General features: G+C 37.1%; 32 protein-coding genes, 1 tRNA gene and 1 pseudogene. 12 read left to right on the forward strand and 22 right to left on the reverse strand.

Annotation, left to right across the window (positions count from 1 at the left end; genetic code table 11):
* Positions 1-62: 62 nt before the first annotated feature.
* The 7 genes from FGL72_RS08055 to FGL72_RS08085 form a co-directional block, all read right to left on the reverse strand.
* Entirely contained in the window at positions 63-1,466 is a 1,404-nt protein-coding gene (locus FGL72_RS08055; RefSeq protein WP_146992913.1) for a DNA primase family protein, read from the reverse strand.
* The gene (locus tag FGL72_RS08060; RefSeq protein ID WP_004908212.1) at positions 1,453-2,223 is read right to left on the reverse strand and encodes a bifunctional DNA primase/polymerase; all 771 of its coding nucleotides are present in this window, start codon (positions 2,221-2,223) and stop codon (positions 1,453-1,455) included. Before FGL72_RS08060 ends, FGL72_RS08055 begins: the two co-directional genes overlap by 14 nt.
* 241 nt (positions 2,224-2,464) lie before the next feature.
* Positions 2,465-2,785, reverse strand: a complete 321-nt coding sequence (locus FGL72_RS08070) for a helix-turn-helix domain-containing protein (protein ID WP_012305011.1) — start codon at positions 2,783-2,785, stop codon at positions 2,465-2,467.
* On the reverse strand, positions 2,782-3,060 hold the full coding sequence (locus FGL72_RS09775; protein WP_004908221.1) for a hypothetical protein: 279 nt from the start codon (positions 3,058-3,060) through the stop codon (positions 2,782-2,784). The genes FGL72_RS08070 and FGL72_RS09775 overlap by 4 nt, the downstream gene beginning before the upstream one ends.
* A gap of 15 nt (positions 3,061-3,075) precedes the next feature.
* Positions 3,076-3,342 carry a hypothetical protein gene (locus FGL72_RS08075; RefSeq protein WP_040176521.1) on the reverse strand — a complete coding sequence of 89 codons (267 nt, stop codon included), beginning with the start codon at positions 3,340-3,342 and terminating at the stop codon, positions 3,076-3,078.
* 1 nt (position 3,343) lies between these two features.
* On the reverse strand, positions 3,344-3,505 hold the full coding sequence (locus FGL72_RS08080; RefSeq protein ID WP_004908227.1) for a hypothetical protein: 162 nt from the start codon (positions 3,503-3,505) through the stop codon (positions 3,344-3,346).
* Between the two features lie 106 nt (positions 3,506-3,611).
* Positions 3,612-3,869, reverse strand: a complete 258-nt coding sequence (locus FGL72_RS08085) for a hypothetical protein (RefSeq protein WP_004908230.1) — start codon at positions 3,867-3,869, stop codon at positions 3,612-3,614.
* A 264-nt stretch (positions 3,870-4,133) separates the two neighbouring features.
* Between FGL72_RS08085 and FGL72_RS08090 the strand changes: the two genes are divergently transcribed.
* The 7 genes from FGL72_RS08090 to FGL72_RS08120 all read left to right on the forward strand — a co-directional run bounded on the left by FGL72_RS08090 (position 4,134) and on the right by FGL72_RS08120 (position 8,216).
* The gene (locus FGL72_RS08090) at positions 4,134-4,502 is read left to right on the forward strand and encodes a helix-turn-helix domain-containing protein (protein ID WP_004908233.1); all 369 of its coding nucleotides are present in this window, start codon (positions 4,134-4,136) and stop codon (positions 4,500-4,502) included.
* A gap of 12 nt (positions 4,503-4,514) precedes the next feature.
* Positions 4,515-4,793 (forward strand): ImmA/IrrE family metallo-endopeptidase, encoded by a 279-nt coding sequence (locus FGL72_RS08095; RefSeq protein ID WP_004908237.1) that lies wholly within the window; start codon positions 4,515-4,517, stop codon positions 4,791-4,793.
* A gap of 90 nt (positions 4,794-4,883) precedes the next feature.
* Positions 4,884-5,384: a hypothetical protein gene (locus FGL72_RS09955; RefSeq protein ID WP_012305008.1), complete on the forward strand. Its 501-nt coding sequence runs from the start codon at positions 4,884-4,886 to the stop codon at positions 5,382-5,384.
* A 193-nt stretch (positions 5,385-5,577) separates the two neighbouring features.
* On the forward strand, positions 5,578-5,886 hold the full coding sequence (locus FGL72_RS08105; protein WP_004908241.1) for a DUF1304 domain-containing protein: 309 nt from the start codon (positions 5,578-5,580) through the stop codon (positions 5,884-5,886).
* A gap of 186 nt (positions 5,887-6,072) precedes the next feature.
* The gene (locus tag FGL72_RS09960; protein ID WP_080514228.1) at positions 6,073-6,450 is read left to right on the forward strand and encodes an Abi family protein; all 378 of its coding nucleotides are present in this window, start codon (positions 6,073-6,075) and stop codon (positions 6,448-6,450) included.
* Positions 6,371-6,763, forward strand: coding sequence for a hypothetical protein (locus FGL72_RS08115; protein ID WP_141562437.1), 393 nt, complete (start codon positions 6,371-6,373; stop codon positions 6,761-6,763). The genes FGL72_RS09960 and FGL72_RS08115 overlap by 80 nt, the downstream gene beginning before the upstream one ends.
* Before the next feature lie 1,165 nt (positions 6,764-7,928).
* Complete coding sequence (locus tag FGL72_RS08120; RefSeq protein WP_004908248.1) at positions 7,929-8,216, forward strand: YciI family protein; 288 nt, start codon at positions 7,929-7,931, stop codon at positions 8,214-8,216.
* Positions 8,217-8,409: 193 nt separating this feature from the next.
* Here FGL72_RS08120 and arsC read toward each other — a convergent pair whose 3' ends face one another.
* The 6 genes from arsC to FGL72_RS08150 form a co-directional block, all read right to left on the reverse strand.
* The gene (gene arsC, locus FGL72_RS08125) at positions 8,410-8,823 is read right to left on the reverse strand and encodes an arsenate reductase (thioredoxin) (RefSeq protein ID WP_004908253.1); all 414 of its coding nucleotides are present in this window, start codon (positions 8,821-8,823) and stop codon (positions 8,410-8,412) included.
* 740 nt (positions 8,824-9,563) lie between these two features.
* Positions 9,564-10,526 carry a cation:proton antiporter gene (locus FGL72_RS08130; RefSeq protein WP_004908255.1) on the reverse strand — a complete coding sequence of 321 codons (963 nt, stop codon included), beginning with the start codon at positions 10,524-10,526 and terminating at the stop codon, positions 9,564-9,566.
* 370 nt (positions 10,527-10,896) lie between these two features.
* Positions 10,897-11,079, reverse strand: coding sequence for a hypothetical protein (locus FGL72_RS09875; RefSeq protein WP_004908259.1), 183 nt, complete (start codon positions 11,077-11,079; stop codon positions 10,897-10,899).
* Positions 11,080-11,373: 294 nt separating this feature from the next.
* Positions 11,374-11,461 (reverse strand) — tRNA-Ser (locus FGL72_RS08140).
* Between the two features lie 53 nt (positions 11,462-11,514).
* Positions 11,515-13,341 (reverse strand): DNA helicase RecQ, encoded by a 1,827-nt coding sequence (gene recQ / locus FGL72_RS08145; protein ID WP_085699418.1) that lies wholly within the window; start codon positions 13,339-13,341, stop codon positions 11,515-11,517.
* A gap of 19 nt (positions 13,342-13,360) precedes the next feature.
* Positions 13,361-14,017, reverse strand: a complete 657-nt coding sequence (locus FGL72_RS08150; RefSeq protein ID WP_085699420.1) for a histidine phosphatase family protein — start codon at positions 14,015-14,017, stop codon at positions 13,361-13,363.
* Between the two features lie 175 nt (positions 14,018-14,192).
* On the opposite strand from FGL72_RS08150, the gene FGL72_RS08155 reads away from it, so the two are divergent.
* From FGL72_RS08155 to FGL72_RS08165, 3 genes are all read left to right on the forward strand, one after another.
* Complete coding sequence (locus FGL72_RS08155) at positions 14,193-14,393, forward strand: helix-turn-helix transcriptional regulator (protein ID WP_085699422.1); 201 nt, start codon at positions 14,193-14,195, stop codon at positions 14,391-14,393.
* A gap of 16 nt (positions 14,394-14,409) precedes the next feature.
* Positions 14,410-14,886 carry a DUF2178 domain-containing protein gene (locus FGL72_RS08160; RefSeq protein ID WP_085699424.1) on the forward strand — a complete coding sequence of 159 codons (477 nt, stop codon included), beginning with the start codon at positions 14,410-14,412 and terminating at the stop codon, positions 14,884-14,886.
* Positions 14,887-14,952: 66 nt separating this feature from the next.
* Positions 14,953-15,324, forward strand: coding sequence for an SAP domain-containing protein (locus tag FGL72_RS08165; RefSeq protein WP_004905077.1), 372 nt, complete (start codon positions 14,953-14,955; stop codon positions 15,322-15,324).
* Positions 15,325-15,421: 97 nt separating this feature from the next.
* Here the strand turns inward: FGL72_RS08165 and FGL72_RS08170 are convergent.
* A pseudogene (locus FGL72_RS08170) lies at positions 15,422-15,792 on the reverse strand (carboxymuconolactone decarboxylase family protein).
* Between the two features lie 89 nt (positions 15,793-15,881).
* Here FGL72_RS08170 and FGL72_RS08175 point away from each other — a divergent pair.
* Positions 15,882-16,265: a MerR family transcriptional regulator gene (locus tag FGL72_RS08175; RefSeq protein WP_004905079.1), complete on the forward strand. Its 384-nt coding sequence runs from the start codon at positions 15,882-15,884 to the stop codon at positions 16,263-16,265.
* A gap of 89 nt (positions 16,266-16,354) precedes the next feature.
* Here the strand turns inward: FGL72_RS08175 and FGL72_RS08180 are convergent, their stop codons facing one another.
* From FGL72_RS08180 to FGL72_RS08200, 5 genes are all read right to left on the reverse strand, one after another.
* Positions 16,355-16,564, reverse strand: a complete 210-nt coding sequence (locus FGL72_RS08180) for a helix-turn-helix transcriptional regulator (protein ID WP_004905080.1) — start codon at positions 16,562-16,564, stop codon at positions 16,355-16,357.
* A complete protein-coding gene (locus tag FGL72_RS08185) occupies positions 16,554-17,006 on the reverse strand; it encodes a hypothetical protein (RefSeq protein WP_085699426.1) in 453 nt (150 codons plus the stop codon). Before FGL72_RS08185 ends, FGL72_RS08180 begins: the two co-directional genes overlap by 11 nt.
* Before the next feature lie 180 nt (positions 17,007-17,186).
* Positions 17,187-17,939: a helix-turn-helix domain-containing protein gene (locus tag FGL72_RS08190; RefSeq protein WP_085699427.1), complete on the reverse strand. Its 753-nt coding sequence runs from the start codon at positions 17,937-17,939 to the stop codon at positions 17,187-17,189.
* Positions 17,940-18,076: 137 nt separating this feature from the next.
* The gene (locus FGL72_RS08195) at positions 18,077-18,535 is read right to left on the reverse strand and encodes a Tellurite resistance protein (protein WP_085699429.1); all 459 of its coding nucleotides are present in this window, start codon (positions 18,533-18,535) and stop codon (positions 18,077-18,079) included.
* A 46-nt stretch (positions 18,536-18,581) separates the two neighbouring features.
* Entirely contained in the window at positions 18,582-19,406 is an 825-nt protein-coding gene (locus FGL72_RS08200; protein WP_085699431.1) for a LysR family transcriptional regulator, read from the reverse strand.
* A 127-nt stretch (positions 19,407-19,533) separates the two neighbouring features.
* Between FGL72_RS08200 and FGL72_RS08205 the strand changes: the two genes are divergently transcribed.
* Positions 19,534-20,526 (forward strand): YeiH family protein, encoded by a 993-nt coding sequence (locus FGL72_RS08205; RefSeq protein WP_004905085.1) that lies wholly within the window; start codon positions 19,534-19,536, stop codon positions 20,524-20,526.
* A 156-nt stretch (positions 20,527-20,682) separates the two neighbouring features.
* Here FGL72_RS08205 and FGL72_RS08210 read toward each other — a convergent pair whose 3' ends face one another.
* The 3 genes from FGL72_RS08210 to FGL72_RS08220 all read right to left on the reverse strand — a co-directional run bounded on the left by FGL72_RS08210 (position 20,683) and on the right by FGL72_RS08220 (position 24,605).
* Positions 20,683-22,038 carry a Na+/H+ antiporter NhaC family protein gene (locus FGL72_RS08210; protein ID WP_146992915.1) on the reverse strand — a complete coding sequence of 452 codons (1,356 nt, stop codon included), beginning with the start codon at positions 22,036-22,038 and terminating at the stop codon, positions 20,683-20,685.
* Positions 22,039-22,327: 289 nt separating this feature from the next.
* A complete protein-coding gene (locus tag FGL72_RS08215) occupies positions 22,328-23,527 on the reverse strand; it encodes an MFS transporter (RefSeq protein ID WP_146992917.1) in 1,200 nt (399 codons plus the stop codon).
* Between the two features lie 79 nt (positions 23,528-23,606).
* A complete protein-coding gene (locus tag FGL72_RS08220; RefSeq protein ID WP_004905088.1) occupies positions 23,607-24,605 on the reverse strand; it encodes a LacI family DNA-binding transcriptional regulator in 999 nt (332 codons plus the stop codon).
* Between the last annotated feature and the right edge of the window lie 9 nt (positions 24,606-24,614).

The following is a 24,614-nucleotide window of genomic DNA, read 5'->3' on the forward strand; positions in this document are numbered from 1 at the left end:
TACACCAATGGTTACAAGCATTTTTTATGTCAATAATATCTCTATAAAACATCTGTTTAACGTCAATCTATATACTTAATATCCAAAAATCGCTTAGTTGCTTTGCCGTGTTCATCATCTAAACTTGAAATAGTCACACTTTTTGAACTTTTAATACCTAAATGTTCCATACGACTGTAAAATGTATTGCGGTTTATTGTTTCTTTCATACCCATATCTTCAACATCTCGACTAAATTGCTGATACATATACTTGGCTGTTGGTCGCCTGTCTTTGGCTTCCTCCGTATGTTCATCTAGCCACTGTGAGACAATATCAGTGCTCTTTAGCCATTCTGCTGTGGCTTTCTGGACGTTTTCGGGGATGTTTAACGTCTTAGCTCGCTCTGCGTCCATAAATAGCTTAATGACCTTACGTGTAAAAGCTGGGCGTTCGTCTAATAGCTCGGCTTCATCAAAAAAATCACTCTTGCCGTCTTTGGTGGTGAAGCCTTTGCCTTGCGTTGTGACTACCAACGGTCTGCGATCTAACCCACTATCACGTTTTATGTTAGGTAAGTCATTAGCTGAAAAGAATAGTGTGGCATAATTGACGATACTAAACGCCTGCACACCTTTAGATTCCACTTCAAATCGTTCTTTCCCACTCACGGCTAGTTTTAAGTTTTCAGTGTTAGGCATGTAGTAAGATGGTATATCACTGCCGATATTGGCATATTTACCAACTAGCCCCACCGTCTTAAATTTATCCCCAAAGGCCTGCAAACTTAATTCACTCACATTACCACTATATATTTGCTGTCCTATATAAGTAAGCGCCGACCCTTTGCCGTTACCACCTTTACCGTACAAAATGACAAAGTTTTGAAAGGGCAAGTAATTACGTTTAAAGCCATAGCCAATAAACTTGTATAATAACTCTGCATTTTCATCTCCTAACAGTCGGGTAAAAAACTCGTCTGTCTTGGGTGTCGGTAAATCTTTATCACTGACTGGATAATCTAACCCACCTAAAGCATGGTACTGTGGTGCGTTTGGCTTAATTTCTAACGTCCGCATATCCAATGTGCCATTAGTAAAGCTAACCATATAAGGCTTATCGGTAAAATCGATATAATCAGCCACATCTTTTACTGTGATTACTCGGATTAAATCCACAATATTTTTGACTTGCTTAGCACTCGTTAGCTTTTTATGCTGTTTTAATAGCGTAGCCACTCTCGAACTTAAGGCATTGTCTGCCTGCTTAACATTCTTGTACCGTTTCCAATACTGACCATTAAACAAATAACCCGCTAAATTGTTGTTATCTGTATAAAAATGCGTTTCCATCGCGACATATTCAGCTAATCTTTCAACATTAACTGTCGTCTTGTTGATTTCTCCCGCCTCGTTATACTGTACATCTAGCCAACTCGGTACTTTGTTCGTAACTGTCGGCATTGGTGCTGTATCAATCTCTGCCATAGCTATTTATCCTCATTCTTTTACGTTCCTCACGCTTTCTTGCACTCATATACACCCTGCCTAGTTCATCATCAAGTAACGGTTCATTACTGCGTTCATTGGTAATTTGTAAAATGTCGTAAATACTTTTTGGTTCAACATCCAAAGCAAATAAATACCCTGCTAAACTCATCGCTTGGTCGTTGCGTTGTCCTGTATCAAAACCATTTTTAACCATTAACCAACGGTCTATATTGCTGTATCTGGTCGCTTTATGGTTACTTGGCGTATTTGTACTACCGCGATTGTTTGCGATCTGATACACCCACTCTGGCGCTTGCTGTATCGTCTCAAAAGGGGTAATTGCTCGATATGGTTGCTGATTGATAACACTGGGTGCAACAATTACCCCATGTTTGTTAGTCAAAAGGTCTACACCTTGCAAGGCGCTGACTTTCTCTGCTGGCTTAGTCTTGCCCTCGGGGATGAGATAAAAAGCGTGTAGTCCACCACTGGCTGTCCGTTCAACATAAGTGTCTTGGATAGTCTCTGGGTTGATGTCGTGCGACTTAAACCATGCGCTAATGCTTTTCATACCATTGTGTTTATGCTTATCAATATCAACCACAATTAAATTACTCCGTGACAAGTCAATTCCCACATTGCGGTCTTGATACTCTGGATGTGAATTTATCCACTGGCTCAACTCATCCCCATTGTTAAAACTGTTATTGTACCCACCGCTGACTGCATTGTGCTTCTGATTAGGTAATGCCATGAACACATAAGCGCCTGCCTGTTGATATTGTTTGATTTGTTCCCACTTAGCTACTGTTACACCCTGCCTTTAAGCGTTTGCAGACGTGTCTCAACTTCATTAAGATCAGTCCCTATCCTTAATATCATGCTAATCAGTTTTTGTGGCTCGTTCTGGTATCTTGCTAGGTTTACAAGGCTCTTAGCACTCATTACACTTTCTAAGGCGTGATTAACCGCTACTCGTTGTGATTGTGTCATGTTTAAGCCCTCGCAAACCTTTCCTCATGCTTCAACAAAGCATTAATGATTGTCTGTTGACTGTTCACGCTTTTCTGTAACGTGTTCACGGTCTCCCAAAACTCATTACTTGTGACAATAAGATACATGCCACCATGCGCTTGGCGGTTACTCCCGATTAAATACCCACGTTTACGCAAGTCTGCCACAATATCACTCACACGCTTTTTATTAATCTGCAATAAGTAAGCCAACTTCTCCAATGTAATTGCTTGCGCTCGTCCTGCGGGTAGCGTATCGAGTATCTGCTGTTCAATGTTTGATAGATTTTCAATATCTTTCATTTATTGGTACCTCGCTCTGAGTTCCTAAGCCAATCTTTGAATTTCTGATCGTTGACTGGCTTAACAGTTAGTGTCCCCATGTCCATAACAAGCAAGGGTTCACTAGAAAGCGAATTAATATAATTAACCTGTTCAATGCTTAAACTTAGTTTTGTGTTTTTATCCTCATCCATGTTAAAATGTGTATAGCAAAAGCCATGATATAGGCGTTTGTGGTCGGTTATCACTGTTTCCTTGGTCGGGGATGTGATAGCTTTTTTTGTGCCCTTTTTCATGCTTTGCTGTCCTTTCTATTTAGTTACTTGAAATAGTTCACGCTCAATGGCGGTAATATCATAAATCACAATTTTGTCATGCTTGTATCCTGTGATCAGTCCTTGCCGTTTCCAACTTTTAACTGTGCCTAGGCTCACGTCAAAATGTTCTGCCACTTTCTCGGCTCGTTTCCAAACATGGTGCTTTTGGTCTAACTTGTCTTTCAAGTCGCCTACTTCATCCAATATTTGCACACCCAATTCTGAAAATTCTTCTCTTAATTCATCATTCGTTACTGCCATATCATCCTCTAACAATTAACCTTGTTGTTGCTCTGTCTAACAACTCATAAGCCTGCATGATTTCAAATTGTGCTTGTTCGTTACCTGCTACCCTGTCACTATTAGCAATGTCAACCAACGGCTTATACATGCGCTCTAACGTTCTCACATATACATTGCTCATGCTTTGCGTTTCTCCTTTAATCCATCCCCAACGACAACGCCCACCAGAAAGGCGCTACCTACTACAAATACAAGCCCGATAACTTGTGCTAACCATAATGCCATGCTTATTCCTCCTGCTCTGCTTGTGCTTGATTTTCTAAACCGCCTTGCACATTCTCGTTATCTTCCAAACGGTCGTAGTACTGGAGTTGCATATCTTCCAAGTCTTTCAACATGCCAATGACTGTTGGTGTTGTGATATGGTCGCCTGCTTTCAAGCTATCAGCTAATGCGAGCGCTAATGTTTCTTGCACATCCTCGAGAGCGCTATTCGTGTCCTTGATAACTTCTGCTTCATTAAAAAGTGCGTTTGATACTGTCATGATTATTTCTCCTATCTCGTTGCTTTTATAGTGGTTCACTCTTGCACTTAATAACCTTGTTTGTCTTTAAATGACCTTGCTTGTCTGGTATGATTAGTGTATATGTGGAAATCTTCTACATATAAATGTTGCTTTATTCTTCATTTGTTGTATTTATCATATATTTTGCAGTTTATTTCTGCAATGTGATTTACTTTTTCTTAACTTAGTTTTATTTTTAGTTAAGCTCTTTATATTTTTTTAATATTTAATCGAGGTGTTTTTATGTCTATTACTGCTGACCGTATCAAAGAATTACGAAAACAAAAACAGCTAACTCAACAAGGGTTAGCTGATAAAATCGAGGCGTCACGAGATACAATAACTAAATATGAAAATGGACGTAGAATTCCAACATTAGCCATGATTTCATTGATTGCTGACGTTTTAGATACCACAGTGGACTATTTACAAGGTAAGACAGACAACGCGCTTAAAACGTCTCACAATGGCTCTAATAATGGGGATGAACAGCCCCTGACCGACGCACAAAAACAAGTTGCCTATTTTATTGACCCTAGTGCTACACAGGAAGATATAGAACAGATTAAAAAACTTGTTGAGATAGCCAAACTTTCTAAACGTCGTTTATGAGGTAGATCATGTATGACAGAAATAGAAATTTATATAGACAAATTTCCAGATTACCTTTTCTATGGCATAGAAGTGGAACATCCTTTGTATTATGGCGAAGTAAATAAAATCAATGATAAGGTGTTCATTTACATCAATACACTACAACCAGAGTGGCGCCAATTAAATACTATTATTCACGAAGCTGGTCATGCCGAATTTAATATGTACGGTGACGATAAACGTTGGTCTATGTCAACCATGTTGGCGGAAAAACAAGCACAGTATGTTTCAAAACATTTTAATATTTAATAGCTCCACTTATTACACTCGCAGATGATAGCAACTTACAACTTATCAGTTTGTTACACTAAAAAACATACAAAAGGCTCAATCGACTTTATGCAAAGAATTAAAAATATATTACATCACTTGTTACATCATCCGAATACAATGCCTTGGATAATTATTAGCACGATGGTTGCCATTATGGCTACTTACAATACCGTTATCAGATATGGTTTATCCGCAAAAATGCTATTACGCGTTTTAATTATTTATCCTTTGATTGTCATATTCATATATTGCTTACGCACTTATATTACACTGCCTATCTCTTTAAAACTACACGATTATTTCCCTAGCATTATAACGAGGAAAGTGCCAAAAACCATAAGTGTACCTTTATTGGTTATTACATTCAACGTATCTATTATGATGATTTGGTTTACCGAAATGCATAGACAACTATATCCACAATTTGTATCAGGATACTTTGGTAACTGGATTAAAACATTTTTTGTTGCTGTACCTGTTTTCTTCTTTATTGTTCGTCCTAGTCTAATCACTATATTCAATAAGTTAAAAGAACTACACCCTTTATCTCATACTCTGGAACGATAAAACGAAAAAATAACTCGTTGTTTTAACGATGAAGCCAACTCTGTTGAATTGCTTCCCTGTTTAAGCTATGGGCGGGGATGACTAACAACAAACAACACGTGCCAGAACCACGTTAAAAGCACATAGGAGAGAAAAAAGGAATTTAATAATCACTATTATTAGCCTTTTAGTCGCCGTAGAATTTCTATACATTATGTATTTAGAAACGTTTGCTACGACGTCAACAAGCACTGCAAAAACATTCAACCTGTCAGAGGATAACCTCCAAGACGAAAAAGTACAAACATTACTTAAAAATCAAGGTGTTTACAACGGTTTGATTTCAGTGGGTATAATTTATTCACTATTCTTCACACACAACTACCACAACAGCTTACTTGCTATTATGATCTATATTATTTTAGTAGCTTTGTATGGTAGTTTCTCATCTGGAAATAAGTCTATATTTTTCAAACAAGGCACGCTGGCTGTCATCGTAGCAATTTTATTATTGATTAGTTAATTTTATAAGCACTCACAGAGTGCGTACATAAATATTTAATTACAAAGGAAAACTTATTTTGGATAAAATATTAAAAACAACGGATGATATGCTTGATTTTCTAAGCACAAAAAATATTACTTTAGGAACGTACGATGATAACAAAGTTTCCCAATTTTTAATTTGTAACACCTATTTTTTAAGTTAATATCATACAGAAAAAACTTTCAATTTGATAATGGACAATATTATCATCTATCATTTGATACATTAGTAGATCTATCTAATATAGATATGAGATTACGCTACATGTTAGTTCATTTTTGTTTAGACATTGAACACTGTATTAAAACAAAATTATTAAATGAAATTACTTTTCAAACAGAAGACGATGGATATAGTTTCTTAGCAAAGTACATAGCTTCAAACAATAACCCTTCTAAAATAAAGCAAAAAATTCTAACACAGATTAAAAGAACCAATTCCAAATTGTATGATAAACATCATGCTCAGCTACCCTTGTGGGTTGTCATATGTTCGAAATACCAGAAACAAAGCAGCGCACAACTCCGTAATTCTAAATAGTATTACAAACAAATCTGGTATCATACTTGACATAACACGTGCAAATTCATTAGCATCTGAATTAGTTATAAAGGCTAAAGTTTCAAGAACAGTTAGAAGAAAAAAATTAAGTATTTCAACTATTCACGACATAACTACTACTTTAGCGATTTATGATACATTTATAGAATCAGAAACTATGAAAGAAAGACGGTACAAAGAATTACTAAAAAGAGCCCAAAGGGAAAAAGAGTTATATGCCCAAAATGATGAAATAATATCTGTGTATAGGTATTTTAATCAAATCACTAATTATTTAATTGAAACGTTATGAAACGTATTGCAATGTAATGAAATATATTGTCATAGTAAACATATCCGAAAAACAATATTAATTTGTTTCTACGAGCTGACCCACATTGTGAGTTGGCTCTTATTTTTTTGCAATATTTACTTTTAATGTATTCCATAAAAATGATATGCACTATAAACTGCGGCATAAGTTTTCGTACTACATCTAAAGCGTCTTAATCTGTCAGGACGTTTTTTATTTGGTCTCATCGTATCACTGGGGATGTTTTACGTAATAATTCTCCACTCGTACAAAAACAAAATGTTGCAACGAAATGCAACGTTTTGCAACGCTAAATGTAACTTTTTTGTAACCAAGGTTACACGCTGTGGCAAAGTTTGTAACAGCTTCAGTAGCCATTTATAGCAACGATTGGAAGCCTGTTAATGTAGGTATTTGTTGGTATTGCCATGCTAGGATTCATGTTGGAAAATGTTAGAGTTTTTGCAACCATGCACACTAACATTTACTAACAATTTGGTAACTTTAACAGCTTATTCTGTAGTGATGGTTTTATCTATATTGCTAACGATACAAGCAATTTACCGTTTTTATACCCTATCTCATTAAAAAGCCACGCTCTAGTTAAAGGGCGTGGTTTTATTGTGTCTATTTTAAAGCCATATAAGCAGTTTTAAGCGTTGTTGATTATCAATGATACAAATAATATACCATTTTATATTTAAAACGCTGATTCCGCATTATTATCGACTGATTACATAAACCTTACCCCTTTTATACGTCGTCAAGTTCTGGGTATTCGGATATAATCTGATTTTTTATGGTTCGTCTAATTCTTTTTATTTGGGGATGTCCCTTTTTATGGTGTCCAAAATGTACAGATAATTTGCATATCTCATTCTCGAAATTAATTTACATTTGTAGTCTTACACAATTTACACCCCGCCCTCGTGTATCAGAATAGAGAGCGCTCACATATCGTCATCTTGTAAAAATGTTCAATTTTCAAAAGTTTTTTCTGTTAATTATGGGTGCCTGATTTACTGTTACATTAGCATTCTTTGTTGTAAAAAGTACCCGCTAAACCGACCCTATTTTACTTTCCTTTATTAGCGGGCGCGTCCGATTAACAAGAAAAAAACACTTTAGTAGTATTTAATTCATAAATATTACTAGGAGAAAAAACATGTTTATAATTGAATTAACTTACATCAAACCGATTGCTGAAGTTGAACATTTTTTGCCAGCTTATATTGAATACTTAGATAAGTACTATAAATCAGGGCATTTTATTATGTCTGGTAGAAAAGAACCACGAACAGGTGGCATGATTGTGGCTCAGGCCGAATCTTTGGAAGAGCTAACACAAATCTATAATACCGACCCATTTTTTATAAACAATATTGCTTCCTTTAATGTAACTTACTTTGTTCCTTCAAAATGGGCAGAACAAATGAATAGCTATTTGTCATAGTTTGTAACGCATGATAGCAACGATTAAATGCCTGTTAATGTAGGTGTGTCACATATGTAAAACAGGTCGCTATCACTCTGAGTGATAACGGATTCAATGTAATTGATAACGGCTAATTTATTGATTAGTTTTTCTGTAAACATTTTTTAAAACCAAAAGACAAGCCATAATGTAATGTGCGCTCGTCTACTGTTTATCCAACAAGATTCATCTTTAATTGCTGTACCAATATCCTAACTTCATCACGTGTCTTTCTAAACTGATTTTGAATAACCTCTTCTGTTCCTGTGGTGCTAGCCGGGTCAGTTAACGGCCAATGCAACCTTTTAATATTGGCTGGAGTAACAGGGCATTTATCATTGGCATCTCCACACAACGTAATAATATAGTCACAGTTAAATAAAAAATCGTTATCAATTAAATCGGACGTATGATTAGATATATCAACTCCCACTTCTGCCATAACACTTACAGCTCTTTGATTTAATCCATGTTGTTCAATACCTGCACTCTTAATTATCCAGTTCTTAGGCATAATATCTTTCGCAAACCCTTCTGCTATCTGACTACGGCAGGAATTTCCTGTACACAAAAAGTAAATTTTCATTAATCTATTCCTTTAAATTTATAAAATACTGTTGTACAACTAATTATACCTGATACTAAATAAATCCATATTAATAAACCTATTTTGGGTTAATAACTTAAAACTTATAAAGTGTAGCCCCAACCAGCGGGTTCCTATTTACGTCTTTTGTAATGTACATATAGCATGTCTTACAACAAAACATGCTAATAACCATAAATGTTTGTGCTACCCCTAAACGCCTATTTTTAGTTAGAAATGCCTTTATATCAGCATTCTATATGAAAAAATCACCTTTAAAAAATTTTTGATTTCTGCATTCGTAAGATTTCAGGACGCCACCTTGTGACGCTCCCCTCCAACAACCCAACCCCGGGTTTTTTTATAAAAACCAATATTAAGGGCATATGTACCTGATTTTTTAGTAATATGTCATACTTTTTTAGTGAACTGGTCAACTAATTGAACATACCTATAAATCCTAACGGCATTGGTAATTGCTTTATGTGAACCAAAAATTTCTACATTTTCACGAATCACTTATTGAATTTCAAATTATTTTTTTGTTTAGTTCTTTGAATTTGACAACAATCAATCTTCTTCCAATCATTCATCACGTTTCTTTATTACAAACAAAAAGCACTGCTTTTACTGCAATGCAGAATATCTTAAATGATTAAAACTCAAAGTTATGTGTTAGAGTCTTTAAAATGATGATGCCATTCAATTAATTTTACTCTTGGTCCTTGTAAATTAGTATATCAGACCTTTTTAAATAATGGTTTCATAATTATGGGTGCTAGTATCGTTGAAACAATTACGGCAACAACAAATTCTGCTGACGTATCATCATTAATAATCTGTGATGATATACCTATTTGAATAATTACAAGAGCCATCTCACCTCTAGAAATCATCCCCGCTCCTATTGCGTTTGCAACATTAACATTTAAACCTGAAAGTCTTGCTCCCCATAAAGACCCGATAAATTTGGTTGTAACAGCCAACACACTAAATATTATAATAGCTGTTAGCTTGTTCCCTAGTCCTTGAATCGCAACTTCAAGACCAATAGATCCAAAGAATACTGGATAGAAAAACCAATTACCAATTTTTGTACTTAAAGCACCTACCTTATCAGAAAAATTAAATTTTCTCAATACTATTCCTAAGGCAAAAGCAAATAAGGGCAATAGACTATTTATCCCTAATGCGCCTCCGCCTACAAAAACAGAGAATAACGTCACAGCAACCAAAGCAATTATATCATCCAACACAGCTGCTGAAAGTATAATTGCCCCCATTGAAGTCGCTAATTTCTTTTGTTCGGCTAGTACAGCTAATGTGATTGAAATAGACGTTGCAGAGAAAACAACCCCCGCAAATATAGCAGTTTGCATATTATATCCAAGCAATAGAAATGCAATCGGGAAAGCAATTACTGGTAATAGCACTCCCATGATTGCAATAAGCGAAGAGGCCTTAATATATTTTTTCATTTCTTTTACATCAGACTCTAGACCCGAATTTAACATTAACAAAAAAATACCTGTCTCAGCAAACAAGTGAATTAAATAGCCTGGTTCTACTACATTCAACAAACTAGTTCCTAAAATGATACCTGACAATAGTTGTCCAACAACTTCAGACAACCCAAACCAAGTGCCTATTTTCCCAAGTACAACAGTAACTATAACTAGCAAAAAAATTAATAGATATTCCATTATTTCTCCTAACATTTAAAAAGCCCCAAAAACAGCTAGTTCCCCGACTAACCATTCTTGAAGCTTACGCCCAACCGTTCAAATTTAATTACGTTTACTATAACATAATTTTGATGTTCAAATCAAATTTGATCATCTAGTTACATTTTTTTATTCCTGCAATTAATTTTTGTGATGTTCTAGCACAACTGAATTCATACTACTTTATCGGCTCACTCATTATACAATCTTGCCCGTGGTCGCTCTATCTTGCTGACTATGGCATTTAATTCGTTATTTAATGCCACAATATAGCTAGTTGGTGCTACTACATTATAGACTCTCCAAATGGTCTTTTTCGCGGTCTTTAAGCCTGTAAATCTCTTTTAACTCAGGTGTTAGCTTTGAGACTAAACACATCTAAGGCGCGCTTAATTTCACGTATAAACGGCTCGTTGTAACGTCTATATTGATTAGCACTATCTGGGTACTCATCCATAAAGTCCACTTGTACATCTATGCTCCCTGTAAAGTATTCACTTAGTATTTTACGATTAGTCCACTGGTTTGTCATAGTTACCTCTTTAATGAGCTGGTATTCTATGAATATTATACTGTATATATACAATTTAAATTAGTATATATGCTGATTATGTACCACATTCTGATGATTTACTAAATGTTTCCCACTTTTGTAAATAAAAAACGGCTTAAATGCCGTTACACTGCTTACTTGCTTATTTAAAATGTTTCCCAAAAAGTTTCCCATTTTGTGTGAAATGCTATGAAATACAGTGCAACGTTTTTCATAAGAAAAGGCGCTGCATCAAGGTTTTTGCAACCTTATGCAACGCCATGAAATGCTAAATGGAGAAGAAGGGATTCGAACCCTCGCACGCTTTAACACGTCTACACCCTTAGCAAGGGCGCCTCTTCAGCCGCTTGAGTACTTCTCCATAACAGATACTACTATACCAGATAAAATCATTAGTAGCAAGTGTTTTCATAATCAAACATTTCCATCACTCGCTAGTACGCCAGCAAAATCCTCATGGTAAATAGCATACTTTTTTTCACCAACACCAGAAATAGACAAAAATTCTTCATCTGTTTTTGGCCTTAAAATGGCCATATTCATCAATGTTTTATCCGAGAATATCAAAAAAGGCGGTAAGCCTGCTGCTCGTGCTAACTCTAAGCGCTTGGCCTTTAGCTTAGCGAACAATTGATTATCAGCATCTGACATTTTCAAACCGGTAGCTGCTGATGTCGCTTGTCGTTGTGCAATAACTTGGCGATTGACACGTTTTTCGACCACAAGTTCACCTTTAAGCACACGAACACCCATAGCCGTTAATTTCAGAACTGGATACTCACCACCTTCAATTTTCAGGTAGCCATCAGCGGTTAAATAGTCGATAAACCGACTGATATCTTTAATTGTTCGTTCTTTCATGAGCCCATATGTCGGTAAGGCGGTTAAATAATCATACTTTTTCACAGCTGCATCATGGGATCCCTTTAGCACCTTGGCAACCATCGTTTTACCAAAACTTTGATTCATTCGCACAACATTGGCCAAAACACGCTGTGAATCAGTCGTTACATCAACGATGTCACGAGAATCTAAACAATTAGAGCATTGCCCACAATCTTTGGCAACTACTTCACCAAAATATGCTAATAGATAACGCGGTAAACATGTTCCGGTATTAGCAAAAGCATTCATTTCACGAATTTTGTTATATTCGTTTTGTTTATACGCCTCAGTCCCTTCAGATTTTTGGACGAAGAACTCTTGCAAATGTATGTCTTGTGGCGCATATAGCAGTAAGGCTTCCGACGGTAAACCATCGCGCCCAGCACGTCCTATTTCCTGATAATAGGCTTCAATATTACCAGGCACAGCATAGTGAATCACAAACCGAACATCTGGTTTATTAATGCCCATGCCAAAGGCATTTGTTGCAATCATAACTTCTACTTCATCATATAAAAAGGCTTCTTGCATGGCTTGCCTTTCTTTTTCAGGCAAACCCGCATGATAACGCCCAACTTTCATTCCCTGTTTATTCAGAGACGTATATAACTCATCCACTTGCTTACGCGTAGCAGCATAAATAATACCACTTTTACCCTGATTTGCTCTTAAATAGTCTTGTACATACTGTCGCTTATCCACTTGGTGCGCAATCTTAAGTGCTAAATTGTCGCGAGCGAACCCTGTCAGTACAGTATCCTCATCCGCTACGCCCAGTAATTGCTGCAAATTCTGACGTACACGCTCCGTGGCTGTTGCTGTTAAACCAAGAACTGCTGGTTGCCCTGAAATTTGTGACAGTAATGGCAGTATGTTCAAATAGCTCGGCCGAAAATCATGTCCCCACTGTGACATAACATGGGCTTCATCAATGGCTATCAATTCAATGGGTAATTGCTGGATAAACCCAAAAAAGCTCGGGATTTCCAAGCGTTCTGGTGACACATACAACATTTTATAAAGACCAGCACGAATATCTGACATACGCTGCGCTTGCTCTGAACCAGGTAACGTGGAATTTAAAAATGTTGCGTCTATTCCCATCGCATTCAAACCGTCAACTTGATCTTTCATTAATGAAATCAACGGAGAAATTACTAAAGTAATACCTTCAAACATCAACGCTGGTAATTGGTAGGTAATTGATTTTCCCCCACCCGTTGGCATAATTGCTAATGCATGCTTGTGTGCCAGCACTTTTTCTATAATATCTAATTGTCCTGTACGAAAATCATCGTACCCAAATACTTCTTTTAAAATTTCACGCGGTTTTTGCATAATTCCATTATAAGCCATTGGCTTATCTCATGCGTACTTAAAACACTGTCGTGACATCATTAAAATTAGCGACATGTAATTGACCATGTTCATCTAAATCAAACACAGCTACTGCACCATTTTTAGGACGTGCGGCCGTCTGTAGTTTGCCGTAATGTTGCGCAAGATTGCCAATTAATTGACCATGTGTGACCAACAACAGATTAGCATTGGCAGGATAATGTTGCTGCAGCGTAGCTAGTGATTGATCGATGCGCCGCCAAAAAGCTGCGGCATTTTCACCTAAATGTTGTGGGTCCAACTGATAGATTGTATCCATGATAGTTGTCATATCGACATGTTGACCAATTTCGCTTGGATTGTCAGTTGGTAAGCCTAACGCGTCACCAACCGCACCCCACATCTCATGATTGCCGCCGCCTTCAAAGCTACCAAAGAAATATTCACGCCAATCTGCTGTAACCTTTAATTCAGGCGTATCGAATTGATTTTCAGCTAAAATAAATTCCGCCGTATGCATAGCTCGAGAAGTATCTGACGACAATGCCGCATCAAAACGCACGTTTTGTAAACGTTCTCCTGCAGCCTTACCATCATGCTCGCCTTGTGCCGTCAAGGGTGTGTCAGCCCATCCTTGAACCTTGTCTAATTGATTAAAAATTGTCTGCCCATGTCGCACCGTATATAGTTTCATTATGACACCTCCTGTTAAATGACGATTATGATTTATTCTTTAATTCTACGCGTTTTTTTATTATTGTGCGCTTAAATAATACTACTCATGACTATAATCGTTATAAACGTATTGTTGACTTCTCATTTATGATAGTATAAAAGAGAAGTTAATTACACATTTAGAGGTCATTGTTTTGGAAATAGTTAATCATGTTCAGCATTATCGTAAGCAAGCTAACCTAACACAAGAAAAATTAGCGCAATTAGCCCATGTTTCTCGAAAAACGATTAACTCTTTAGAACGTGGGCATTACACGCCATCGTTGTTATTGGCTTTGCAGATATCAAAAATACTTAACTTAGATATCAATGTTATCTTCAGTATAAAGGAATAAAAAGGTGCTATTCGTCATGACAAAAATTATTTTTGAGCAAGTTGTTAATATGATTCTCGCAACACTATTAGCTTGTGCCACTGCAACCACAGTATTACATTCTACAATTGATACATCCAACACTAACTATTTTGTCGAGATCAAATTCAACAGATTATGGTTATTGTTCATATTGATGTCTATTATTTTTTCTATTCTCCGCTACGTTTACGGCAAAGTTTTTGGTCAACATGATGGTTATGATACTAAAGCAGCAGAATTCAGTTGCCAAGATGAACGTGAACAACTCATTTCACAACATGCTACTAAAATTACTTACCGCTTTATGACGAATATCTTGGCTGCATCTTTGGCCATTTTATTATTCTCCAATTTACTTACTAATTCTATTATGATGTTACGCTTAATCCCAATTATTTTAATTGCGGTATGCTTTAATCTGATGTTACTTATTTATCTAATCGCTTGGATCTTTTACGACCATAATATTTAACCACAATAATTACTGATAATAAAACAGCGTTAGCGCGTTATTTTTAACATCGATTGGCGGTTTGAAATGCATCAACAACTTACTTTAGCGCAATTTAATGCGCATTACTTCTATAAAACAGAATTAGTATCGCTGTGCAAACAGTATGGTTTACCTGCATACGGCACCAAGGCTGAACTCAATCAATATATCCGTTTATATCTATCTGGTGAACCAATCACTCACATTAAATCTACTCGCAAAAGACCACCTCACAAAAAATTAGCGACAGGACAGTTATCACTTAAAACCAAAATTGTTGGCTCTGGTTTTAAGTTTAACAATGAAGCACGCGAATTTTTTGCCAATTACTTTGGTGTGGCACACTTTTCCCTCAAGAAAGAAATGGCGATTATCAAGCGACGTGCCGAGACAACACATGAAGAACCCACCTATTAATGGCATAATTTTGTTAGAGATTTCTGTGCTAGTCGTGTATCAGCACAATATACCAATAAGTTAAAAGTGGCAGCATGTTAACAACACCCCACAATGTCTAATCACCATACTGATTAAATATTTCTTTAGCAATAGCTATCGCATTAAGCACCTTTGGAAACCCAACATACGATAAACAGTGTATCATTGTTTCAACAATTTCATCTCGTGTCATACCGACATTTAAAGCCGCCTGAATATGAATTCGAAGCTGACTCACTGTATCCCCTTGTGTTAACAAAGTGGTAATTGTAATCATTTCTCTTTGCTTCATATCCAATATGCCCCGCGCAACTGCTTCATCAAAGACTAATAAGGTTTTTTATCTAATAATGGTGCAATTTCAGACAAACTATCAGAAACCATTCGACTTGCCTCTTTACCAATAACTGCTTCTCTAATTTTTAAACCATTTTCGTATTTATTCAAAATACTATCTCCTTTTATATATGATAAGCTTGACTATAAACTATCAAGTAAACTTTATAGCAAATCATATTTTTAAAGGCGGCAGTATCATGGTAAAGACATACAGTATTTCGGAAATCGCAACATTGACACGACTATCAGCGCCCACACTACGTTACTATGAAAGTATAGGTCTAATACACCCTGTTCGCAATGAAGCGAATTACCGTATATTTACTGATCAAGACATACGGTGGCTGACTTTCATCAAGCGTGCAAAAGCAACTGGTATGCCACTCTCAAAAATCATTACATATGCACAATTACGAAAGCAAGGAAACAGTACAATTGCTGCCAGAATTAGTCTTCTCAGGCAACAAGAGCAATTACTACGTTCGGAAAAAGCTAAAATACAACAACATATTGATTTTTTATCTAGTAAGAAAAGTTACTATCAATCATTATTAGCACAAGAAAATACCACTGATAAGTAATAATCTTACCAATAGTATCATTAGAATTAGAAAAAACATACAAGACCTTGTATTTCATCTTATATGCTTTATTTACCACAAAATATTAACTACATGTCTGTTTGCCAAAATAATTCGTCCAAAGTGCATCCCAATACTTTACAAATATCAACGCAGAGATTGATACTCGGATTATAATTCCCTGATTCAACTGCAACGATTGTTTGACGAGATACATTCACAGATTGAGCAAGATCATTTTGTGTCATCCCCGCAAGCGTTCTGGCTGCCTTTAATTTTAAATTCTTATTATTTGTCATCACCGAATTTCGCTTCTCTATAAATGACAAACCCAATAATCACACCGTAAATCACTAAAAATACAGCGTTCATCAACAACAACATATCGTTAAAGGCTAATTGTTGTTTAACAGTGTACCCACTGGTAAGAAACAAAAACACCAGGCCAAGGCCAATAATCTCAGTAAACATAGCCAAAGCAACTTGCGTCTCACGTTTTAATTTCAAAAAATAGGTATCTGTTAACTGTAAATTTTGCTCAACGGCTTGATGAATGAGCAAAATATAAAAAATAAATACCATTTGTGCATCAGTCGTAGCCCACTGCATATCTAACAACGATACCACTGCTAAAATAACTACACTCCCCATGGCAATGTACAAACCTCTTGTATCAATGTAACCCGTTTTTAGAACCTGAAGCTCATCCCTGCCCCAGCGATCAGTTTTACTATAGTTCATTATTAAACGTCCCCTCTTATTAATATGATAAAATCATAACTTATATATGACTAAAAGTCTAGTATATTTGTCATTAGTGAATGACAAATATGCTAGACTCTTGATATAGTATCAGAATTGTTCTCAGTCTAAAAAGGTATTGCCTCTTTTCAGAAACAATACCTTTTTAGACTTTAGCGCTTATCTCGTCTTTCCCGAAGCCAATTGTAAGCTCCTTTTATGACCTTGATTAATCATATCTTGATATTCTGATTGATACTTTGCTAAGTAACTTTTAATTTTAATTATTTTTGTTGCCGACATACGTTTATCTTCATGTAAATTAACATGATTGTCGACAGCAATACTTCCTGTCACGGGTACACTTTCATCATTAGACGTTGACAAAATGATTTCATATTTTTGTTTAGCCATCACCTGCACAACCAAATTATTTTGTCTGACAATAATCGTTCTTTTTTGTTCAGACAAAGGTATGCCAATCACACCAGTAGGCATGACATGTGTAAAAAAATGCATACGTCCTTGCTTTAATTCAAAACCATTACCATCACCTTGAACTTTATTGTTAACAGTCCAGCCATAAAAAGATAAATTGTCTCGATAATTATTTTCATCGTGTTGCAATTTCCAGTTATACCCAATATATGCCACAATCAAGAAACCTAATAACAAAGCAACTACTTTATAGATTTTAAAATGCCTCGTTTTTCTACTTGTTGATTTAATCATATCAACATCTCCTCTTAATAAAATATCAAGAGATACGCCAAATAAATCACTAATTAATACAATTGTTTCCAAATCTGGATAGTTGCGTCCAACTTCCCAGCTCGATACTGTCGAACGCGAGACATTCAAAGCGTTCGCCAAAAATTCTTGTGTCCATCCTTTTTTCAATCGTTGCTCTTTAATTCTATTATTAATTGTCAATTTGGGCACCTCCTTGACTATTTATTATGCAGATATATTTTGTTTTTTGTAGCTACAAATCGTATCATGCCTGCTATTTCAACGATACGATTCGTATCACTAACAAATTCATGTATTACACAACTAAAAAAACAGCCTTAGAAAGGGTTCAATTGGAAACGCCATGTGGTTTTTCGGCGTAATAAAAAATGACTGACAGCAACTATGCCAGCAAGTGCAATTAATATATATAACTGCAGCCATTGAAATCCTGAAAATTGCCCTCTTAAAATGTAGACACTTTGCATCATGAGGTACAAAATACTAAACCACCCAAAATAAGCAGCTAGAATATTGCCACCAATTCGCGTGATTTTATCAAACCAGTTTTCGGGTTGACCAGCAAAAAATTTCATATGTAACCAATCTAAAAATAGCATAATAAAAATAAAGCTCAAAAGATCCATGCCCACTAATTTAAGAATTGTCAAATAATCTCGTGTCACATTAAAATGTTGCTGATGGACTATGTTTAAAACATAAGCAGTTAATATATCTGAGCCCAAAATAAAAAGTAGCCAACTCAAAGGTTTGGCGCGAACCATATCACGAATCATCTTATTCTCCATTATTGCTGATTTGACACAGCATAACTATAATCAACTAATCCTGCAACTGCCGTGCTGTTTCAACAACCTGATTATACCACTTCATATATTCCGCACGATTTTCATGTGATAAGCGAATCATATAAAACGAGCGGTTAAATGTCTCCGGTAAAACTTGATAAGGAATATCTGGTGTCAGACTCTGGATGCTCACAATCGATTTGCCAACATTTTGCGCTAACATTCTCACAATAACATCGTTATTAGAAATTGTCATGGCGTGCTGTGGCACAATGTTATTTTGTTTAAAATATTGCTGTGTGTAATGATACACACCTGAGCCTTTTTCACGCACAAGCCAACGTTGATCTGTTAGATTACCAGCTAATACCAATTGATCGACAGCTACCTCATCACGCAAAATGTAATCATGGGTAATGGGTTTTTCAATCATACCAAAATCAAAACGATGATTTAAAACACCGGCCAGAATTTCTTCTGAATTATGCATTTCAATCGTCACATCAACACTATCAAGCTGCTCAGAACGCATCTGTGCAAACAATTTTGGTAAAAGAACTGTCGCTGACGTTTGCGATACACCAATACTAATATTCAGCCTTTCATCGCGTCCAACACTATCTGTCACCGTTTGCCATTCATCAAGTAAATGTCGCGCCTTTTGGTAGAGTAACCGACCATTTTGCGTTGGTGTAAATTCTGTCCGACCGTTACGATGAAAGAGTTGGGCTCCTAATTCTTTTTCTAATTGTTGAATATGCACACTAACAGTTGGTTGAGAAATAAAACGTTGCGCTGCTGCTTTTGAAAAAGAACGCGTCTCATAAACTGCCACAAAAGTTTGAAGTAATTTAAACATGTTCTCACCTATTACATTTATTAATTAAACACATTATAAATATTTATTTTACAAATAGCAAATAGCGCGGTAGCATTAATCATATTAAAAGTTGTTGTGCTTGGCACACACATCGGAGGGAAGAGTCATGAGAATTAAATCTAACATGATATCGGGTATCATTATGACACTCATATTATCTGTGATCTCAAAATTTTTAGCACAATGGTTGCCCTTTTTAGGCGCCGAAGGCATCGCAATGTTACTAGGCATTGTCTTAGGTAATACACTGTTAAAACAAGCCGGTTTCGCCCCAGGTATGAAGTGGGCCGAAAAATACCCCATTGAAATCGGTATCGCCCTCATGGGCCTCACTGTGACACTGCGTACTATTGAGCAGCTCAAGCTACATGGTATTTTATTTATTCTGCTACAAATGTCATTGACAATTTTAATCGTTTTGTGGCTAGGTGGTCGATTATTCAAAGTCTCACCTAAAGCTGCCATGCTTATGGGCGCTGGTAATGCCGTCTGTGGCTCCAGTGCTATTGCTTCGGTAGCCCCAGCGATTGGCGCAACCGACGATCAACGTCGTACAACAGTTGCCACTGTCAGCATTACCGGTGTTGTGCTCTTGTTGCTACTACCGGCAGTTGGTCCCTATCTTGTTGGCCAGCACAACATTCTGCTTGGTGCATTAGTTGGTGGTGTCGTGCAGTCTGTTGGTCAAGTTGTTGGTACAGCCGCATTGATCAATCCAACTGTTGTGACCTATGCCACGCTATTTAAGATGCTACGCGTTATTTTGCTCACAATTGTCGTCATCGTTTTCTCAAAAATGGCACAAAAGCAACAAACTGATACCACTGTTGTTGCACCGAAAGGGATTAAAATCCCCTGGTTTATCATTGCCTTTGTCGTTCTTTTACTGGCTAACAGCTTTATGATGCTCCCCCATGTTTTGACAACTGGTGCGAAAAGCATTTCTGGTTTCTTTGGTATTGTGAACCTAGCTGGTATTGGATTGAACTTGAAAATTAATACTATCAAAAAAGCCGGTGGTAAATTCTTGACTTATGGTTTGGTCACTGGTCTAGTCCAAGTGATTTTAGCAGTGATTTTAATTCGTATCTTATTTTAATGAAGTAACTGTATTCATGCCCTAGCAAAAGCCCACCTGATTTAGAGTAATCCAAATGAGGTGGGCTTTTTGTATGCCATTTGATTGCCGTCGTGACACCAATGTGACTGCCTGATTTTTTTAGTATGCTGCAGTCATTTCACTTGCTGTTACAACTTACAATTCACGTTGTTTTAAGCCGATACCTGTTATTGCTGACAAAATAGACATAATAGGTGAGAGTAAAGCAAAGAGTGTGTATGGGGCAAACTGTACAACAGGTACACCTAGCGTTTGTGCGGCGAAAGCACCTGCTACACCCCATGGCACAAGATAATTCATTACCGTGCCTGAATCTTCAATTGTGCGACCCAAAGCCAATGGTGAAAGTTTAACTGTTTTGAAACTCTCTTTAAACAATTGTCCTGCCAAAATAGTTGACAAGTATTGTTCTCCGACTAAGAAATTGGTGCTAATGCCTGTTAATAGTGTCGCTAACACAATGGCACGTTGACTACGTAAATGTGCCACAATCGGTGCCATGACAGTATTTAATATACCAAGTCCACTCAGTAAACCACCCAACGCTAAGGCCAGCATAATCATCATAATCGTGTCCATCATGGCAGACATACCGCCGCGATTGAGTAATGCCATAAGTGTTGGGTTATGACTAGTTGTTTTGAATCCTTTTACTAATAAATTAGCCCATACCGTAATACTATGCTGCGTCAGGAAAGCCGCACTTGAAACGATGATATTTAACATCAATGCTGGTATAGCGGGAATTTTGAACCACGCTGTGATAACTAGTAAGCCAAGTGGTACGACAGCCCACAAAGTCGGTTGCAGTAACGGTAATAATGCTGCAATTTTTTGTGTCGCATGGGCTGTTGTGTGATGTCCAAAACTCAGTACAACACTCACCAAAAATGTGAGTCCCCAAGCAGGTACTGTTGTCCACATCAAATTCTTGATATGCGCAAATAAATCCGTCTCAGAAATAGCACTAGCTAAATTTGTTGAATCCGATAATGGCGAGCTCTTATCACCAAAGATAGCACCTGATAAGACAATGCCCGCAACTAGTGCCGGATTCATCCCCATCAATGTGCCAACACCCATGAGTGATACGCCAACTGTTGATAACGTTGTAAAAGCACTACCAATCAAAGCACCAACAATTGACGTGGTCAGAAACGCCGTAGGTAAAAAGAAAGTTGGTGTTAATAGCTTAAAGCCTACCCAAATCATAGTTGGAATTACACCTGTAGCCAACCACAATGCGATCAAGGCACCAATCAGTAAAAATAGAAAAAGTGGTGTTAAACCTGATTCAATGCCTTTAATTAATGCCTGTTGACTATCACGCCATGACACCCCCTGTGTTCTAGCAACAATCATAATCATGCCAACAACCACTAATATCGGCGCTATTGGCATGAGGCCAAAGCCAATTACACCCGTGGCTAAAATCACTACCGTCGCCAACAACAATATAACAGACAATTTTGTTCCTAACTTATTTGTCATTATTTTCTCCTGTCGTCACCAGTTACCTGATGTTTTTTATAATAAAAAAAGTCCCCGCTGTCATAATGACAGAAGGGACGAATCGACAATTAAAAAATCCGTGGTACCACCCAGCTTACGCGCTAAAAAACGCATCACTTTGGCATTTGATAACATGGTGCTGCCACGCTTAAATCGATAGCTGTATTTCGGATGATAACACCTGTGCAGTTTTCACCAACCACTGCTTCTCTTGACGCCGAATGTTTATCCTACTCAAAAAGTGCTAATTTCAAGTAAGCATAGTGTACTATGTTGCCGAGTGCTTGTCAACCGGTCGCCTAACCATAAACAACAAAAACCCTGTGACAAGCATCATAGCAATAAATACTGACAAAAAGAGACTATTCATCCACCCTTTATCCATCATCAGGCCTGAATATATCGGTCCCACAACACGTCCAAAACTGATCATCATCGTGACAAAACCTTGTGCTTGACCAGCAACGGCTGGCGGTGTGATTTGCGCTACCCAAGCTGGTACTTGTGGACTTTGCAGCATTTCCCCCACGGTTAGCAATTCAAAAACAATAACTATTTGCCAAAATTCTTGCACAAAAATTAAAAAGAAAAAGCTACTAGCAAAAATAACGCTACCGATAATAACCGACACATGATAGGGGTGTTTATTAGCCCAATTGGAAACAAATTTTTGAAAAATAATAATTGTAACACCATTAATCATCCACAAATCAGCGTAATTACGTGTCGGCATACCAATCATTTTCATATGTGGCGCCATGACCGTTTCCCATAACATATAGGATAAGTAAGTAATAAACAATAACGCACCTATTACTGCTAGTAAGAACGTCACCTTGAACTTTGCTGTTGTTGTGGCCATTTCTGTCACATCAGTCACAACTTTTTTTCTGGCTGATAAATTCACATTGAACTTGGTAATAACAATCACTGCTAATACCGCGTAAATGCTAGCAGATATACTCATTAAAAGACTAAATCCCAAATCAAAGAGATAACCCACCGCCAAAGTGCCGACAACAACCCCGATATTTAATACAATGTATAGGTTATTAAAAACGACGCGTGCCTTATGACCAGGAATAATTGTGGCAAAAGCATTAACCAGTGTTTGTTCAACACCCATACTTAGGTTAGCTAACCATACAAGTATGGCAAAAACTGGCCAGCTATTCCAGAAAATCAGACTTGTCACTGATACCAATGTCACGAGGCTGGTCAGAACCATCGCTTTATACGGGTGCCAGCGATCAAATAGTTTCCCTCCGATAAAGGCCCCAATCATCCCCATCAGAGCACCAATCATCAACACAATCCCGGCCGTCGTAAAACTTTGGTGTAGCGTGCCAGTCATATATAATGTCATCACTGGCCATATCATCGAGTTGCCCGAGCTAGATAGCATTGTCCCAATTAATAACCATTTTTCACTCAAAACACGCGATTTATCTGTTAAATCCGTTTGCATAAATCCTCCAAACTAATACTTCATTTTAGCATGAATCGTTGCTAAAGATGTCATGGTGACCACTAAAAAAACGCCTTTATTAGGCGTTTTTTGTTGTTGTCCCACGATGAAATGTAATTGGAAATGTATATTGGCGTTCTTGCGCTAAATCTGGTTGTTCTATTTTCCGAATTAGGGTATCTACTAATGTTTTTGCTAAATCAGAGATAGGCTGCACAACAGTTGATAGCGTTGGAAAACTTTCTCGTATAAAGTCACTACCGTCATAACCAACAACTTGAACATCTTGCGGCACACGTAAATGCATCATACGTAGCTCTTCTAAAACTAACAATGCTGTCGTATCGTCTGTTGCCATAATACCATCTGGTTTTTGTTTTAAAATTTCTTGGTGAATAAGCATCTTACGAAAATTAACGGTCGCATCGCTGGGCATCATCTGTATGGCTGGTGTCAGTTGGTGCTTTTTAGCAATGTCCATAAAGCCATTTGTCCGATCAACAGTGGGATTTGTATCATGGATTTCCCCAGAAAAGACGAGTAACTTTTTGGCACCACCGGCTAATAATACACGGGCTGCCGTTTGCCCACCTGAAAAATTATCAGAACTAATTGTTGGAATATTAGGTCCAAAATAGCGATCCAAAGACACAACGGGTAGATTCAATTGTTGATAGTCGTCAATAATCGTATTATGTGAGGCTGTAATCAGCCCGTCAACTTGATTAGATTGCAACATACCAATGTAAGAGCGTTCTTTCTGGGGATTATCAGAGCTGTTAGCAAGAATCACTTTATATTCACGATTAAATAGTTCTGATTCTATTTTCTCAAGCAACTGTGCATTAAATGGATTACGTGTATCTGTTAAAATCACACCAATGAGTTTCGTGCGTTTACCCGACAATGAGCGCGCGACTGAATTAGGATGGTAGTTCATTTCTTGCATCGCTGTATAAATACGCGACTCGGTTTTTTCGGAAAAATAACCACGTTTATTTATAACTCGTGACACTGTAGTCAATGATACACCTGCACGTTCTGCGACATCTTTTAATGTATAGCCCAATTTACCCATCCTCGGTTC

Source organism: Leuconostoc citreum, assembly GCF_007954785.1.
In the GTDB taxonomy this organism is placed as follows: domain Bacteria; phylum Bacillota; class Bacilli; order Lactobacillales; family Lactobacillaceae; genus Leuconostoc; species Leuconostoc citreum.

Coding starts and splice junctions, on each gene's coding strand:
- FGL72_RS08210 (WP_146992915.1), bottom strand. CDS start 22,038: ATGACAAATAAGTTAGGAACAAAATTGTCTGTTATATTGTTGTTGGCG.
- FGL72_RS08090 (WP_004908233.1), top strand. CDS start 4,134: ATGTCTATTACTGCTGACCGTATCAAAGAATTACGAAAACAAAAACAG.
- FGL72_RS08120 (WP_004908248.1), top strand. CDS start 7,929: ATGTTTATAATTGAATTAACTTACATCAAACCGATTGCTGAAGTTGAA.
- FGL72_RS08130 (WP_004908255.1), bottom strand. CDS start 10,526: ATGGAATATCTATTAATTTTTTTGCTAGTTATAGTTACTGTTGTACTT.
- FGL72_RS09775 (WP_004908221.1), bottom strand. CDS start 3,060: ATGAAAAAGGGCACAAAAAAAGCTATCACATCCCCGACCAAGGAAACA.
- FGL72_RS08205 (WP_004905085.1), top strand. CDS start 19,534: ATGAGAATTAAATCTAACATGATATCGGGTATCATTATGACACTCATA.
- FGL72_RS08075 (WP_040176521.1), bottom strand. CDS start 3,342: ATGGCAGTAACGAATGATGAATTAAGAGAAGAATTTTCAGAATTGGGT.
- FGL72_RS08160 (WP_085699424.1), top strand. CDS start 14,410: ATGACAAAAATTATTTTTGAGCAAGTTGTTAATATGATTCTCGCAACA.
- FGL72_RS08080 (WP_004908227.1), bottom strand. CDS start 3,505: ATGAGCAATGTATATGTGAGAACGTTAGAGCGCATGTATAAGCCGTTG.
- recQ (WP_085699418.1), bottom strand. CDS start 13,341: ATGGCTTATAATGGAATTATGCAAAAACCGCGTGAAATTTTAAAAGAA.
- FGL72_RS09875 (WP_004908259.1), bottom strand. CDS start 11,079: ATGACAAACCAGTGGACTAATCGTAAAATACTAAGTGAATACTTTACA.
- FGL72_RS08195 (WP_085699429.1), bottom strand. CDS start 18,535: ATGATTCGTGATATGGTTCGCGCCAAACCTTTGAGTTGGCTACTTTTT.
- FGL72_RS08185 (WP_085699426.1), bottom strand. CDS start 17,006: ATGAACTATAGTAAAACTGATCGCTGGGGCAGGGATGAGCTTCAGGTT.
- FGL72_RS08220 (WP_004905088.1), bottom strand. CDS start 24,605: ATGGGTAAATTGGGCTATACATTAAAAGATGTCGCAGAACGTGCAGGT.
- FGL72_RS08060 (WP_004908212.1), bottom strand. CDS start 2,223: ATGGCATTACCTAATCAGAAGCACAATGCAGTCAGCGGTGGGTACAAT.
- FGL72_RS08200 (WP_085699431.1), bottom strand. CDS start 19,406: ATGTTTAAATTACTTCAAACTTTTGTGGCAGTTTATGAGACGCGTTCT.
- FGL72_RS08055 (WP_146992913.1), bottom strand. CDS start 1,466: ATGGCAGAGATTGATACAGCACCAATGCCGACAGTTACGAACAAAGTA.
- FGL72_RS08085 (WP_004908230.1), bottom strand. CDS start 3,869: ATGACAGTATCAAACGCACTTTTTAATGAAGCAGAAGTTATCAAGGAC.
- FGL72_RS08180 (WP_004905080.1), bottom strand. CDS start 16,564: ATGACAAATAATAAGAATTTAAAATTAAAGGCAGCCAGAACGCTTGCG.
- FGL72_RS08095 (WP_004908237.1), top strand. CDS start 4,515: ATGACAGAAATAGAAATTTATATAGACAAATTTCCAGATTACCTTTTC.
- FGL72_RS08070 (WP_012305011.1), bottom strand. CDS start 2,785: ATGAAAGATATTGAAAATCTATCAAACATTGAACAGCAGATACTCGAT.
- arsC (WP_004908253.1), bottom strand. CDS start 8,823: ATGAAAATTTACTTTTTGTGTACAGGAAATTCCTGCCGTAGTCAGATA.
- FGL72_RS08165 (WP_004905077.1), top strand. CDS start 14,953: ATGCATCAACAACTTACTTTAGCGCAATTTAATGCGCATTACTTCTAT.
- FGL72_RS09955 (WP_012305008.1), top strand. CDS start 4,884: ATGCAAAGAATTAAAAATATATTACATCACTTGTTACATCATCCGAAT.
- FGL72_RS08150 (WP_085699420.1), bottom strand. CDS start 14,017: ATGAAACTATATACGGTGCGACATGGGCAGACAATTTTTAATCAATTA.
- FGL72_RS08105 (WP_004908241.1), top strand. CDS start 5,578: ATGTATTTAGAAACGTTTGCTACGACGTCAACAAGCACTGCAAAAACA.
- FGL72_RS08215 (WP_146992917.1), bottom strand. CDS start 23,527: ATGCAAACGGATTTAACAGATAAATCGCGTGTTTTGAGTGAAAAATGG.
- FGL72_RS08115 (WP_141562437.1), top strand. CDS start 6,371: ATGCTCAGCTACCCTTGTGGGTTGTCATATGTTCGAAATACCAGAAAC.
- FGL72_RS08175 (WP_004905079.1), top strand. CDS start 15,882: ATGGTAAAGACATACAGTATTTCGGAAATCGCAACATTGACACGACTA.